The organism is Caballeronia calidae, from assembly GCF_900044055.2.
Taxonomy (GTDB): Bacteria; Pseudomonadota; Gammaproteobacteria; order Burkholderiales; family Burkholderiaceae; genus Caballeronia; species Caballeronia calidae.
Genome location: NZ_FCOX02000010.1, coordinates 87,220 through 101,589, shown reverse-complemented (window position 1 = coordinate 101,589; position 14,370 = coordinate 87,220). Strand labels below are relative to the sequence as shown.

11 protein-coding genes are annotated in these 14,370 nt (G+C 63.1%); 4 read left to right on the top strand and 7 right to left on the bottom strand.

The genetic code is table 11. From position 1 onward, the window contains the following. Positions 1-6: 6 nt before the first annotated feature. Both AWB78_RS12255 and AWB78_RS12250 read right to left on the bottom strand, forming a co-directional pair. Positions 7-1,329 (bottom strand): MFS transporter, encoded by a 1,323-nt coding sequence (locus tag AWB78_RS12255; RefSeq protein ID WP_062604846.1) that lies wholly within the window; start codon positions 1,327-1,329, stop codon positions 7-9. A 27-nt stretch (positions 1,330-1,356) separates the two neighbouring features. Beyond that, on the bottom strand, positions 1,357-2,418 hold the full coding sequence (locus tag AWB78_RS12250) for a lactonase family protein (protein WP_062604921.1): 1,062 nt from the start codon (positions 2,416-2,418) through the stop codon (positions 1,357-1,359). 224 nt (positions 2,419-2,642) lie between these two features. Between AWB78_RS12250 and acnA the strand changes: the two genes are divergently transcribed. Genes acnA through AWB78_RS12230 form a run of 4 tightly spaced genes read left to right on the top strand, consistent with a single transcriptional unit; the run spans position 2,643 to position 8,054 of the window. Beyond that, positions 2,643-5,267 carry an aconitate hydratase AcnA gene (acnA, locus tag AWB78_RS12245; RefSeq protein ID WP_062604845.1) on the top strand — a complete coding sequence of 875 codons (2,625 nt, stop codon included), beginning with the start codon at positions 2,643-2,645 and terminating at the stop codon, positions 5,265-5,267. A 35-nt stretch (positions 5,268-5,302) separates the two neighbouring features. Continuing rightward, entirely contained in the window at positions 5,303-6,196 is an 894-nt protein-coding gene (locus tag AWB78_RS12240) for a GntR family transcriptional regulator (RefSeq protein WP_062604844.1), read from the top strand. 8 nt (positions 6,197-6,204) lie between these two features. Further along, a complete protein-coding gene (locus AWB78_RS12235) occupies positions 6,205-6,960 on the top strand; it encodes an ABC transporter substrate-binding protein (protein ID WP_062604843.1) in 756 nt (251 codons plus the stop codon). After that, positions 6,957-8,054 (top strand): ATP-grasp domain-containing protein, encoded by a 1,098-nt coding sequence (locus AWB78_RS12230; protein WP_062604842.1) that lies wholly within the window; start codon positions 6,957-6,959, stop codon positions 8,052-8,054. The genes AWB78_RS12235 and AWB78_RS12230 overlap by 4 nt, the downstream gene beginning before the upstream one ends. A gap of 80 nt (positions 8,055-8,134) precedes the next feature. Here AWB78_RS12230 and AWB78_RS12225 read toward each other — a convergent pair whose 3' ends face one another. From AWB78_RS12225 to pdhA, 5 genes are all read right to left on the bottom strand, one after another. Continuing rightward, the gene (locus AWB78_RS12225) at positions 8,135-10,261 is read right to left on the bottom strand and encodes a hybrid sensor histidine kinase/response regulator (protein WP_232477673.1); all 2,127 of its coding nucleotides are present in this window, start codon (positions 10,259-10,261) and stop codon (positions 8,135-8,137) included. Between the two features lie 78 nt (positions 10,262-10,339). Continuing rightward, the gene (locus AWB78_RS47610; protein ID WP_198399255.1) at positions 10,340-10,525 is read right to left on the bottom strand and encodes a hypothetical protein; all 186 of its coding nucleotides are present in this window, start codon (positions 10,523-10,525) and stop codon (positions 10,340-10,342) included. A 666-nt stretch (positions 10,526-11,191) separates the two neighbouring features. Beyond that, positions 11,192-12,301, bottom strand: a complete 1,110-nt coding sequence (locus AWB78_RS12220) for a dihydrolipoamide acetyltransferase family protein (protein WP_062604841.1) — start codon at positions 12,299-12,301, stop codon at positions 11,192-11,194. Positions 12,302-12,305: 4 nt separating this feature from the next. Then, the gene (locus tag AWB78_RS12215) at positions 12,306-13,286 is read right to left on the bottom strand and encodes an alpha-ketoacid dehydrogenase subunit beta (RefSeq protein ID WP_062604840.1); all 981 of its coding nucleotides are present in this window, start codon (positions 13,284-13,286) and stop codon (positions 12,306-12,308) included. After that, complete coding sequence (pdhA, locus tag AWB78_RS12210) at positions 13,279-14,364, bottom strand: pyruvate dehydrogenase (acetyl-transferring) E1 component subunit alpha (protein WP_062604839.1); 1,086 nt, start codon at positions 14,362-14,364, stop codon at positions 13,279-13,281. The genes AWB78_RS12215 and pdhA overlap by 8 nt, the downstream gene beginning before the upstream one ends. Positions 14,365-14,370: the final 6 nt, after the last annotated feature.

Below are 14,370 nucleotides of genomic sequence, written 5' to 3'. Positions count from 1 at the left end.
TTTGCTTCAGTGACCTTGCTTTGCCATCGCCGCGGATTCATCCGATGCGCGTTCCGTGAGGCGGATGAACAGCGTCATCAGGAACGAGGCGACGAGCAGGCCCGACAGAAGCAGCAGGCCATGCGTCGCACTGCCGTCCGAGCCTTTGATATAGCCGATCGCGAACGGTCCGACGAAGCCGCCGAGATTGCCCACCGAATTGATCACCGCGATGGAGACGGCCGCGGTCGAGCGTGTCAGGAACAAGGTCGGCAATGCCCAGAACGGTGACTTGAACGCATAGAGTCCCGCGAGGCTCAGGCTGATCATCGTGATCGACACATACGGGTTCGTCGTCAGTCCCGCGCCGAGCAGCGCGGCCGCAGCGAGCGCGAGCGGAATCGCGGAATGCAGGCGGCGCTCGTTGCGGCGATCCGAACTGCGCGACCACAGCACCATCACGATCGTCGCGAACAGATACGGCACCATCGCGATGAGGCCGACCTGCGTATGGCTCAGCGTCTTCGAGAAGCCCTTGATGATCTGCGGCATCCAGTAACCGACGCCGAGACTGCCGCACTGATACACGAAGTAGATGAACGACAGATACAGCACCTTCGGATTGGTCATCGCCTTGAGCGAGCCGAAGTGCTTCGCGCTCGGGCGCGCCTTCGCATCGTTCGCGAGTTGATCGAGCAGCCACTCGCGTTCCTCGGGCTTGAGCCACTTCGCGTCGGACGGCTTGTCGGTCAGCCACGCGAAGCACATGATGCCTCCGATGAGCGCGGGCGCACCTTCGAGCACGAGCATCCAGCGCCAGCCGCTCCAGTCGAACCAGTGCACGTTGTCCATGATCCACGTGGAAAGCGGCGCGCCGATGATGTACGAAACGGGAATCGCCGCCGTGAACAGCGCGACGGTCGTCGCGAGTTCTTTCGCGCGGAACCAGTACGTCAGATAAACGATGATGCCGGGAAAGAAGCCCGCTTCCGCCACGCCCAGCAGAAAGCGCAGCACGTAAAGCTGCGTCGCGTTCTGCACGAAGGCCGAGACCACCGCGACCACGCCCCATGTGAGCAGAATCCGCGCGATCCACACGCGCGCGCCGAACTTGTTGAGCATCACGTTGCTGGGCACTTCGAACAGGAAGTAGCCGATGAAGAAGATGCCCGACACGAAGCCGAACGCCTCGCTGCTCAGGGCGAGTTCCTTGTTCATCTGCAGCGCGGCATAACCGATGTTCGCGCGATCCAGATACGAAATGATGTAGAGGATGAACACGAACGGAATGATGCGCCAGGAGATCTTGCGCACGAGCGCGCGTTCGTCGATTGCTGTCGATGTTTGCATGATGTCTTCGATGATGAAATGACGGCTTTACGCGTGATGCGCCGAGAACACCATGCAGACGGGACTGCCCGATGCGATGGAAAAACCTGTCGGCTCGAGCGCGCCGTTCGCGGCATCGACGGAAAACGCGACGATGCTGTCGCTGTCTTCGTTCAATGCGTACATGAAGCGGCCATCGGGCGTGCTCGTGATGAAGCGCGGCGTGCGTCCCGATGTCTGCGTCGCGCCGATGTAGGTCAGGTGGCCGGACTTCTCGTCGATGCGATACGTCGCGATGCTGTCGTAGCCGCGATTGGACGCATAGACGAAGCGTCCGCCGCGATCCACTTCGATCTCCGATGCGCGGCTGTTGCCGGTGTACGTTTCGGGCAGCGACGAGAGAATCTGCAACGGTTGCAGCGCGCCCGTCGCCTTGTCATAGCGATACGTCGTCACGGTCGAGTCGAGTTCGTTGACGACATACGCGTACGCGCCCTTCGGATGGAACGCGATGTGCCGCGGCCCCGCCGTCTCGCGCGTGGTCACGAACGGCGATTCCGCCGGCGTCAGTTGTCCGTCCTTGAAGCGGAACGAGAACACGCGGTCCAGCCCCTTGTCCGGCACGACGACGAACTCGCCCGTCGGATCGAACGGATTGAAATGCGGCTTCGCCTGCTTCTGCTCCGCGCGATGCGGACCGATCGGCCCTTCGAGCTTCACCAGTTGCGTGAGCGGCTGCAACCAGCCGTCGGCTGCGATCGGCAACACGGCGAGGCTCGCGCCGATATGGTTCGACACGACGATGTAGCGGCCCGTCGGATCAATCGCGAGGTGCACGGGATTCTTGCCCTCGGTGCTTTGCCGGTTCAGGAAGGTCAGCTCGCCGGTGGCCTTATCGACCTTGAACGCGCTGATGTCGCTCAGGTCGCCGTGCACGGTGTAAAGGCGCTCACCGTTGGCGGACAGCGCGAGAAACGACGGGTTGACGAGATCCTTCACGAGCTGTACGAGCGTGAGCGCGCCGGTTCCGGTATCGACGCGATAGACGCTGATGCCGTCGCCGCGTGCGTTGCGTTCGCGCGTAGTCCGCGATCCGACGTAAGCAAACATGGGGGTTCCTTTCTTGATGTCGGGTTGGCCGGCAGTCTTTCCGCTGGCGAAAACCGGCGAGGCGACGCCGCCGAAAGCGGCCAGCGCGCCCATCGACGCGATACCTTGCAACACGCTGCGGCGGCCCGAAATGCTGGTTTTCTCCACGGGTGTCTCCTGTTTTTTCATGATCTGGGGTTTGCACTAGATTGCATTTTTAACCATTGAAATGCAAAAATACAGTCATGGAAAACACTAACCTTCCCTCTCAGGCCCGGTTGAGCGTCGACGGCAAGCCTTATCGCTACGTCGATCTGCCCGCTCTTTTCGGCGACAAACTGCGCGAATTGCCGGTCGTGCTGCGTCTTTTGCTGGAGAACGTGATCCGCAACATGGAAGGCGCGGAGCGCGATCAGGCGATCGCCGGCATCCTCGGATGGACGGCGCGCGCGACGAGCGTCGACGAGATCGCCTTTCAGCCGAACCGCGTGCTGATGCACGACACGACGAGCACGCCCGCGCTCGTCGATATCGCCGGGATGCGCGACGCGCTGGCCGAAGCCGGCGCCGATCCGTCCGCGCTCAATCCGGTGCTGCCGGTGGATTCGTCGGTGGATCATTCGCTCGCGGTCGAGTACTTCGCGCGGCCCGATGCGGCGCCGGAGAATCTCGCGCTCGAACTCAGGCGCAACGCGGAGCGCTATCGCTTCCTGCGCTGGGCGTCGAAGGCGCTGACGGGCGTGCGGATTCATCCGCCGGGCACGGGGATCATGCATACGATCAACCTCGAACAGCTCGCGACCGTCGTGACGACGATCACCCGCGACGGCGAAACCTGGGCCGTGCCCGATACGCTCATCGGCACGGACAGCCATACGCCGATGATCAACGGCATCGGCGTGCTCGGCTGGGGCGTGGGCGGACTGGAAGCGCAGACGGTGATGTTCGGCATGCCGGTGATGCAGCGCATTCCCGACGTGATCGGCGTGCGGCTCACGGGCGCTTTACGTCCGGGCGCGCTCGCCACGGATCTCGCGTTGACTGTCACGCAAAGACTGCGCGCTATCGGTGTTTCGGGCGAATTCGTGGAATTCTTCGGCCCGGGCGTGTCGATGTTGACGGCGGGCGATCGTGCCGTCGTCGCGAACATGGCGCCGGAATATGGCGCATCGACGGGCTTCTTTCCCGTCGATCAGCACACGCTCGACTATTTGCGCGCGACCAACCGCGCAGAGGAATCGGTTCGTCTGGTCGAGGCGTTCACGCGCGCAGCGGGTCTATGGTTCGATCCTGAAGCCGCACCGCGTTACACGCGCACGATCGAGATCGATCTGGACGATATCGGCATGCATATCGCGGGGCCGCGCCGTCCGCAGGATTTGCTCGATTATTCGCAGACGCGCGATGCACTGGCGAAGCTGGACTTTCATCCCGCTACGAAACATGCGTCGATGCCGAAGCATCCGGTCGCGATCGCCGCGATCACGAGCTGCACGAACACGTCCGATCCGGCGTTGCTGATCGCCGCCGGATTGCTGGCGCGCAAGGCCCGTTCGCTCGGCCTGAAAGTGCCGTCGTGGATCAAGACCTCGCTCGGGCCGGGCTCGCCCGCCGCCGCCGCGTATCTCGAACGCGCGAATCTCATCGATGATCTGTCGGCGGTCGGCTTCGATATCGTCGGTTATGGCTGCACGACCTGCATCGGCAATTCGGGGCCGCTCACGGCGCCGATCCGCGAAGCGATGGCGGAGAAAAGCGTGTATCCCGTCGCGATGCTGTCCGGCAATCGCAACTTTCCGGGCCGCATTCATCCCGATCTCGATCTCGGCTTCATCATGTCGCCGCCTTTGGTCATCGCGTTCGCACTTGCGGGCGATGCACAAGCCGATCTGAGCCGCGACCCGATTCAACATACGCAGGACGGCACGCCCGTCTATCTGCGCGATCTATGGCCTGCGCGCGATGAAGTCGCGGCGCTCGTCGCTGCCGCCTCCGATCCGCGCGACTATCCGCGCGCGTTCGCCATCGCGAGCAAAAATCCCGCGTGGCACGATCTGGAAGCGCCGCACAGCGCGCGCTTTCCGTGGAATCCGCGATCGACGGCATTGCGCAGGCCGCCGTTCGCATCGGCTTCGCAGGGCAGCCAGCTGGGCCGCTACAGCGCGTATCCGCTACTCGTGCTCGGCGACGACGTCACGACCGATCACATCTCTCCGGCCAGCGCGATTCCGAAGGACAGCTACGTCGCGGATTTTCTCGTCGAACGCGGCGATGATCGCGACGATCTGAACGTGTTCGCATCGCGACGCGGCAACTGGGAAGTCATGGTGCGCGCCGCGTTCTATAACAGGACGCTCGTGAACCGGCTGAAGCCCGGCATGCCCGTCGCGCATACGCTGCATGTGCCGAGCGGCGCTGTCATGCCGATCTTCGAAGCCGCGCAGCGTTATCACGACGAAGGCAATTCGGTGGTGCTCGTCGCGGGCGAGCGCTATGGCACGGGCTCGTCGCGCGACTGGGCCGCGAAGGGCCAGCGGCTGCTCGGCATCCGCGCGGTGCTGGCGATGAGCTTCGAGCGTATTCATCGCTCGAATCTGATCGGCATGGGGATTCTGCCGCTGCGCTTCGCATCGGGCACGGGCCCGGACACGCTCGATCTCCAGCCGGGTGATAAGCTCGAAGTCGACGCGCCCGTCCACGCGCTGTCGCCGCGCTGCAAGGTGCCCGTGAGGATCGTGCGCGCGGATGGCAGCGTCGAGCCGGTCGATGCGACAGCAGCCGTCGAGACGCAACTCGAATGCCGCCTGCTGCGCTCGGGCGGCGTCATCCCGCTGATACTGCAACAACACCTGACGACGCAGGAGGCCTGAGACCGCCGCCGCGTCGCGGCAGAAGGCACATTGACATGATTGACCGATCGATTGCGACCCAGATTGTCGAACTCATCAAGAACGAAGGCCTGATGGCCGGCGCGCATTTGCCCGCGCAGATGCTCGCCGACCGCCTGCGCGTGTCGCGCTCGCCGGTCAACGAGGCGCTCGCGCTGCTGCACGAGAAAGGCATCCTCACGCGCGAGAAGAATCGCGGGTTCTTCGTCGCGAAGCCGGTGATCGAATCGCTGTCGGATGTCGTCGATGAACTCGGGCTCGGCGAAACCGATATCGTCACGAGCGTCTATTTCCGGATCGCCGATGACCGCCTGAAAGGCGCGTTGCCCGACGAATTCTCCGAGCAGATGATCCGCACGCGCTACGGCCTGACGAGCACGCAATTGACGGCCGTGCTCACGCGCATCTCGCAGGAAGGCTGGGCCGAGCGCAAGCCCGGCTACGGCTGGCAGTTCTCGCCGATGCTGACGACGCCCGACAGTCTGCTGAAGTCGTATCGCTTGCGTCTCGCGCTGGAACCGGCCGCGTTGCTGGAGCCGGGTTATCGGCTCGAAAAGAAAGTGCTCGAACGATGCCGCGATGTCGAGAAGCATCTGCTCGCGGGCGGCATCGAAACGGATACCGCCGATCAGTTGCACGAGCGCGGCGTGCGCTTTCATGAGTCGCTCGTCGAGGCATCGGGGAACAGCTTTTTCATCGATACGATCAAGCGCGTGAACCGCGTGCGGCGCCTGCTTTCGTATCGCTCGATGCAGCATCGTGAACGCTATGCCGAGCACGCGAAGCAGCATCTCGAAGTGCTCGACCTTTTGGAGCGCGAGAAGAACGAAGAAGCGTCCGAAGCGATGCGCCAGCATTTGCTGCATACGCTCGACGCGTTGTCGCGCATCAGCCAGATTCTCGAACCCTGATAACACCCATGACCATCGATCAAAACGTCGTCGCCGCATTCACGCCTACGGGCACGCTGCGCGCGTCGATCAATCTCGGCAATCCGATTCTCGCCAATAAAGATCCGGAAACGGGCGAGCCGTTCGGCGTATCCGTCGATCTCGCGCGTGCGTTCGCGAAGCATCTCGGTGTCGAACTGGAACTCGTGGTATTCGATGCCGCGGGCAAGTCGGTGCAGGCCGTGAGCGAAGAGCGCGCGGACTTCGGCTTCTTCGCGATCGATCCGTTGCGCGGCGAGACCATCGCATTCACCGCGCCGTACGTGCTGATCGAAGGCTGCTATCTCGTGCGCAACGCGTCGAGCATCGAGTGCAATGAGCAAGTGGATCGCGAAGGCATCCGCGTGACCGTCGGCAAAGGCAGCGCCTATGACCTTTTTCTGACGCGCGAGTTGAAGCACGCCGAAATCGTGCGCGCGCCGACATCGCCGACGGTAGTGCAGACGTTCATCGAGCAAGCGCTGGATGTTGCAGCGGGCGTGCGCCAGCAGCTGGAGGCCGACGCCGGGCGCACGCCCGGATTGCGGCTGCTTCCGGGGCGATTCATGGTCATTCGCCAGGCGATGGGTACGCCAAAGAGCCGTGGGCAGGCGGCGGCGGACGTGCTGCGCGCATTCGTGGAAGAGACGAAGGCGTCGGGCTTCGTCGCCGAGTCGTTGAAGCGGCACGGCATCGTCGGTGCGTCGGTTGCGCCGGCGGAGTCAGCCGCGGATGACCAGCCATGATCGTCGAACAGATCGACCGCGATGCGAAGCGGCGTGTCGCGATCATCTATCAACAAGTCCCGCCTCCGGTTTTCGATGGCGCCCGCAAGGACCCAAAGCCTGGGGGATATTCCGACAGCGGCGCGGATATCGCATTCGGCCTGCGCCGACGAGGCGTCGAGATCGTCACGCCGGTTGCCGAACCTGACGCGAACGTCGACTCGGACTGGGTATTTCCTGATACCACCGAAGGGTTGAGCGAGGCCGTGCGCAAAGGCGCTACGGTCATCTGGGCCAACACGGTGCTTTTCGAAGGACATCCGCTCGAATCGATGCTCTTCGACTGCTGGATCGTCGGCCAGATGCCCGAGCGGCAGCAGCGCGTCGACGACAAGTACGAGACCAATGCGGTGCTCCGTGCTCGCGGCCTGCCGGTCGCTGCATCGATCATCGTCGGGGCGAACGCGCAAGGGGACATTCCTGCGTTCGAATCATTGACGCAAAGTGCATTGGCCGAGCGCGGGCTAACGTTCCCGCTTATCGTCAAACCGGTGCGAGGCAGAGGCAGTCAAGGCGTGACGCTCGTCGATAACCATGCGCAATTCGTCGCCGCACTGGCATCCCTCTTTCAAAGCGGGGCGTTCGGCTCGCTCGCCATCGTGGAGGCGTATCTGCCCGGCGACGAACTCACGTTGACCGTCATGACGCAACAAGGCGCGAATGCCGGCCCGCTCGTGCTTTCGCCGGTGCGCCGCTTGAACCATGTCGACGGCGTCGCACCGTATAACGGCACGGTCGCGGTCACGCGCAACAGCGCAGTGCTCACGGCAGCAGAAGCCGCCTCCCCGCCGGTCGCCGCGCTGATGAATGCGTGCGCGCGCGCCTTCGAAGCGATCGGTGCGCTTGCACCGATCCGTATCGACTGCCGTGCGAACCTTCGCGGCGATTACCGCATCTTCGATGTGAACATGAAGCCGAACATGACCGGCGCCGGCCGCCCTGGGCGGAGCGATCAGGATAGTCTCTCGGCCATCGCGGCGCGAGGCATCGGCTGGGATTACGGCGATTTGCTGGAAGCAATGCTGCGGACCGCGTGGCGGGTCAGGCGCGCGTAAGCCCGACGCGCCGACTCATCGCCGGAATGCGCGGTCGTGAGCAGATGGCGCGATCATCGCCGAATCGGCACAAGGTCCGGTCAAGGCGACGAAACGTCGATGGCCTCGGCCGCCGACTCAGCGATTCGCGTAACGATCGCAAGCAAGGCCTCGACATCGACGGGTTTGATCAAATGGCTATCGCAACCCGCGCTCGCCGAGCGTGCCTGGTCTTCAGGCTGACCGTAGCCCGAGACAGCGACGATCTCGAGCCGCGTGCCGGCTGCTTGCCGCTCCCTCAGCCGACGCGCCACCTCGTAGCCGCTAATGCCTGGCAAACCGAGGTCGAGGAACACCAACCGTGGTTCGAAGGCTGCCGCGATTCGCAGGGCCTCCTCCCCGCTGTGCGCAGTGCGCACGTCGTGCTTGTCCAGAATCATCGCGAGCGACAGCGCGACATCGACATTGTCGTCGACGATCAGGATCGGCAGCCGAACCGACGAGGGTTCATCGCCGATGAATCCGTGCACCGCCTCGCGGTGGCTGGCCTGGCAGACAGGCAGACGTATTTCGAATTCACTCCCTTCGTTCCTGCCCTCGCTTCTCGCGACGATCGTCCCTCCGTGCATCTCCGTCAGTGTCCTGCAAACCGACAGCCCGATTCCGAGACCGCCTCGGGACTGCTCGCCGTGACCTGAACCCTGCACGAACAAGTCGAATACATGCGCAAGCGCATCGTCCGCGATGCCTGTGCCCGTATCCGCTATGGTCACGCATACCTCGCGTCCGACGACCGCGGTGCGAAGGATCACCCGGCCACCCGGGTCGGTATATTTGATGGCGTTATCCAGAAGGTTCGAAAACATCTGGGTCATGCGTGCAGGATCGCCGTCGACATAGACGGGCTGTTCCAGTGGCAGCCGCACGATGTCATGATGTCGCTGCAGCGCAGCCGGCATGGTGATCTCGAGCGCGTGGTCCAGCGCGCGCCGGATGTCGAAGACCTCGCGTCGCAATTCGATCTTGCCCGTGGTGATCCGCGATACATCGAGCAAGTCATCGATCAGATGCGCGAGGTGCCCGGTCTGACGTTCGATTACGTTGCGCAGCCACTCCCGTTTGACGGGATCAGCTCCGGCGTCGTGACCCAGGAGATGAGCCGCGTTGCGCACAGGCGCCAGCGGGTTGCGCAGTTCGTGCGCCAGCGTGGCCAGAAAGATGTCTTTGCGGCGATCCGCGTCCTTGAGTTTCGCCTCTGCATCAGCGCGCTCCGTCACGTCGCAGAGGCTGCCGATGAATATGTAATCGTCCTGCTCCACCAGAGGACGGAAGTGGCCGAACATCTCAACGGTTCTAAGCGCACGATCCGCCACGCGGTTCAGCCGGAACGCGACATGAACAGGCTGTGCAGAGACCAGACGGGACCTGAAATGCGATAGCAGCAAATCGACGTCGGCCGGATGGACGAGCGCCATGAACTGGTCCGCCGTCAAAGGCCCCTGGTCTTCGGGCTGTCCGGTGATGTGGTACATCTGCCGGTTTTCCCACACACCGGAACGCGAAGCGCCACGCCATTCGAAGATGCCGATGCCGGCGGCGCTTGTCGCGACGCGCAGACGCTCCTCGGTGTGCTGGAGCGCAGTCAGCGCCTTTTGCAGGCCGTCCTGCGCGGCTGAGACTTCAGCAGCCTGACGTTGCAATTGCGCCTCGATTGCAGCTTCGATAATCGCGCGAAACGTGCGCTCGACGACCTCATGCGCCCGCATGTGCACCTCGACCGACGTAGCCACGTGACCGAAATACGCGCGGATCTCCTCCTTCAGACAACGCTGCACGCGTTCGATGTTGCGAAACAGATCCGTAACCCGCCATTCCGGCGGGTAGAGTCCGCCTGGGGGCGCGACACATTCGTCGTTCGCCGGCAATTCGGAGCGCTCCGCGCGCAGCAGCGCGGTGCAGACTTCCGAGAGCATGAAAGCGAAATATCCGACCAGTGCGCGTTTGGCGGCCGCGTCGACCCGTGCACACTGTGTCGACATTTCAGCTGATCCGCGACGCAACAGTCGACGCCGTGATCGCGCCAGTTCCCGGGCGAGGCCGCTCAGTGTGAGGTCGGCTGGTGCATCGTCCGGTGACTCGCTATTCATCGGTGCGCCGCCGCGCGGCAACACTGGACCCGACTCGCGAGCATCGACGGCTCGTTTCGGGTTAATAAAGCTGTACGTCATGAATAGTTCGAGCGATCTTGTCGATCGTCTAGACCTGTGCTGATCCCACCGATATTGATCGACTTTAAATGAGCTTTCTCAAGAAACTCGTCGCGCTTTGAGCTGTGTTTGAACCGCGCCTTTTTCAAGGACTGCGCCCTGCTCGCATCGACCTCGCAGCACACGATCGCGTCGAGACTCCTGAATGTAGTGCCTGAATATGCCCGGGATTGCAATGGAAACGGCAGCACCCGCCACAATGCATCCCATAATGGTTTCGCTCATGGCTTCCCCTGAAAATCTATATTCTTTGAAGTACGAACTCCGCATTTAGTATTTTTAGGAACTGCAACGCGTGTTCGCCTTTTAGGAAATGATTAAAACATGCGTCGAATGCACTAGTAATGAGGGTTAACGTTGAAACTCGCTTCTGGAAAGCGATCGTTCGTTTTTATTCTTTCATCGTTACCTTGAAGGTGCCGCTAAGCTCGAAGCCCACGATCCAGTGGAACATGCGCCGGCAAAGTCAGCTATGACACCGACTGGCGCTAATGCAACTTTCCGACAGATTGCAGCACTACGCGTCCCTGCTCCGTCAAGCGTCGGCGTTCGACACCGGACGCCAGTTTTTCCAACAGGACGAGTTGTCGTTCACACAGGGAATCCAGATCGCAATGATCCAGTTCACTCTGAAGGGGATTTGCATCGAGCAGCATTAGCGCTGCGATCTCATGCGGGCTTAGCATTTTCGTCTCCTTTGACCTGCGTGTCACGCCGAGGCCGTTAGTAAAAGGGTAGCGCCTCGGCACTTCCTGTCGACGCGCAATTTGTCGCACGCATGGAAAACGATATCCATGGTGGAAAAGACCATTTGATTCGAGCTTATGTTTGACGACGAATTCGATTGATACTCGATTATTCGCAGGCCGGTCGCTAAAGGCGACGGTCGATCTATTGCGGCTTCTCGAGATCCTCGATGACCGCGGCGAGGAAACGTGCCGCTTCGCCTCCGGTGACGACCCGGTGATCGAAGGTGAGACTGAGCGGCACGATCCGGTGAACCGCGGGCGCACCGTCCTGCGCCACAACCTGTTCATGAATACGCCCCGCGCCGAGAATCGCAACCGTCGGCGGCACGACGATCGGAGCCGCGTACTTGCCGGCGATCATGCCGAAATTCGACAACGTGATCGTGTTATTGCGCAGCTCCTCGGGCGGAATCCGGCGCGCCCGGATGTCGGCGCGCATACGGTCGAGCCCGGCGCGCAGATCGGCTGCATCGCGATGCACGATATCTCGCAGCACCGGGACGAAAAGTCCCTCGGGCAAGTCCACGGCGATACCGAGATCGATCTTCGCGAGCACATGGCGCCGCCCGGCATGGCCGTCGAACCAGGCATTCAGCCCCGGTTCGACCCGGCATCCGGCCGCTAGCGCGCGGATCAGCCGGATCGTGACATTGGCATGCGCGGACCACGCATGAATGTCGGCATCGTCGATGACCGTCGCCGCCGCCACTTCGCTTTGCGCACGCGCCATGTTTTGCGCCATCGCGCGCCGCACACCGCGCAGCACCTCGGGCGGTCCCAGTTCGGCGAGCGTCTTCGCCGCGCGCTGCACGTCCGCCGCCGTGATCACGCCTTCCGGCCCCGAGGGCGTCACCATCGCCAGGTCGACATCCAGCTTGCGCGCGAGCGCCCGCACCGCGGGCATCGCTTTGATCGATACCGCGCCGGCGCCGCCACCGAGCGCTGCCGGCGCCTCATGCACCACTTGCCGGCCGACGTCCATGTGCCCCACCACGGTACCCGCGTCCGTATCGCCGCCCTCGCCCTCGAACGCGACGAGCGGCGCGCCCAGATGCACGATCTCGCCCGGCTGGCCGAACAGCTTCGCAATGCGCCCGGCATAGGGCGACGGGATCTCGACGATGGCCTTGGCCGTCTCCACCGACAGCATGGGCTGATCCGCGCGAAGCTCGTCGCCCGCCTTGACATGCCACTCGACGATTTCCGCTTCCTGCAAGCCCTCGCCGAGGTCCGGCAACTTGAAGACCTTCATGACGTCACGCCGCCTCCAGTGCCTGCCTGACCGCGGCGACGATCCGCTGCGGGCCGGGCATGTATTGATTCTCGAGCCGGTAAAGCGGGACCACCACGTCGTAACCGGTGACACGCTGCACGGGCGCAAGCAGGGAGTACAGGCCTCGTTCGGCGATACATGCGGCAATCTCCGCGCCGACTCCGCCCGTACGCGAGCCTTCGTGCACGATCACGCAGCGTCCGGTTTTCGCCACCGACTCGAGGATCGTGTTCATGTCGAGCGGCTTGAGCGTCGTTACGTCGATCACCTCGGCCATCACGCCTTCCAGCGCGAGCTGGTCCGCGGCGACCTGCACGTCCTGCAACGCGCCGCCCCAGCTCACGAGCGTGACATCCGACCCGTCGCGCAATGGATAACAGCAGTCGAGCGGCAATGCCTCGCCGTTGTCCTCCACAGGTTGCCTGTACAGCCGGTACAGGCGGGTTGGCTCGAAGAAGATGACCGGATCGGGATCGCGAATCGCGGCGAGCAGCAAGCCGTAGGCGCGCGCCGGGGACGACGGAGTCACGACGCGCAGTCCGGGCATATGCACGAACAACGCTTCGGGGCTTTCGGAATGATGCTCCGGTGCATGAATCCCCGCGCCACAGGGCGTGCGAATCACGAGCGGGCAGCCGAGGCGCCCTCGGGTGCGGTGCCGCAGACGCGCGGCATGGTTCAGGACGTGATCGATGGCCGGATAAATGAATCCGCTGAACTGGATTTCCGCGACGGGTTTCAGGCCCATGGCGGCCATGCCGATCGCCGAGCCGACGATCGCGGTTTCGGCGAGCGGCGTATCGAGTACGCGCTCGGCGCCGAAGCGAGCCTGCAATCCGAGCGTCGCGCGAAACACGCCGCCATTCGCGCCGATGTCCTCGCCGAGCAGCATGACCGCGGGATCATGCTCGAGCTCGTACGCGAGCGCCAGATTGATCGCCTCGACCATGTTGAGCTCAGCCATCATGATCTCCTGCCGACGCGAAACGCCGCGCCATCGCCAGTTGCTCTTTCATGGCCTCGGGCAGAGCCGCGTAAAGATGGTCGAACATCGCGGACACATCCGGCGCGGGAGTCGCGAGATACGCCTCCACGGCGCGCTCGACCTCTGCATGGCACGACTTGCCCAGCGCGTCTTCCTGTTCCTTGTCCCACGCCTTCAATTGCGTGAGATAGAGACGCAGCCGGCGCAGCGGCTCGGATTCCCATCGCTGGCTCACGACCTCGGCGTCGCGATAGCGTGACGCGTCATCAGCTGTTGTGTGATCGCCCAGCCGGTAGCTGAGGGCTTCGATCAAGGTCGGACCGTCGCCCCGCCGGGCCTTGTCGAGCGCCGCACCGGCGACCTCACGCACGGCAATCACGTCGTTGCCATCGACCTGAAGACCCTCGATGCCAGCCGCGATCGCCTTTTGTGCGAGCGTTTGCGCGGCCGTCTGTCGGCTGCGTGGCACGGAAATCGCCCATTGATTGTCGTTGACGACGAGCACGAGCGGCGCACGCCAGACGCCGGCCAGGTTCATCGCCTCGTAGAAGTCGCCCTTCGATGTCGCTCCGTCGCCCAGGATCGCCACCGCGACGCGCGGTTCGCGACGCAGCCGGAATGCGTATGCCGCGCCGGCTGCATGGCAGACCTGTGTCGCGATCGGTACGCAGTTCGGAAAATCGTTACGGGGAACCTTGAAGTCGCTGCCGCGCTCGTCGCCGCCCCAGTACAGCAGACTCTCGGTCATCGTGACGCCGCGCAGCAATTGGGCCGCGTGATCGCGATAGGATGGAAAAAGAACATCGTCGGTCTGCATCGCGCTCGCCACGCCGACGCCGATCGCTTCCTGACCGAGCGACGACGCGAACGTGCCAAGCTGGCCGGTCCGTTGCAGCGCTACCGCCTTGCTGTCGAACGCCCGTGTCAGCACCATCCTCCGATAGAGCTCGATCAGCACGGCGACATCGCTCGCAAAGCCCGGTAACGGCTGCACACACTCGCCCTCGGGGCCGAGGAACCGTGTGTAGCCAATGTCGAAGCTGGCAGCCGTGGTCATGACCTG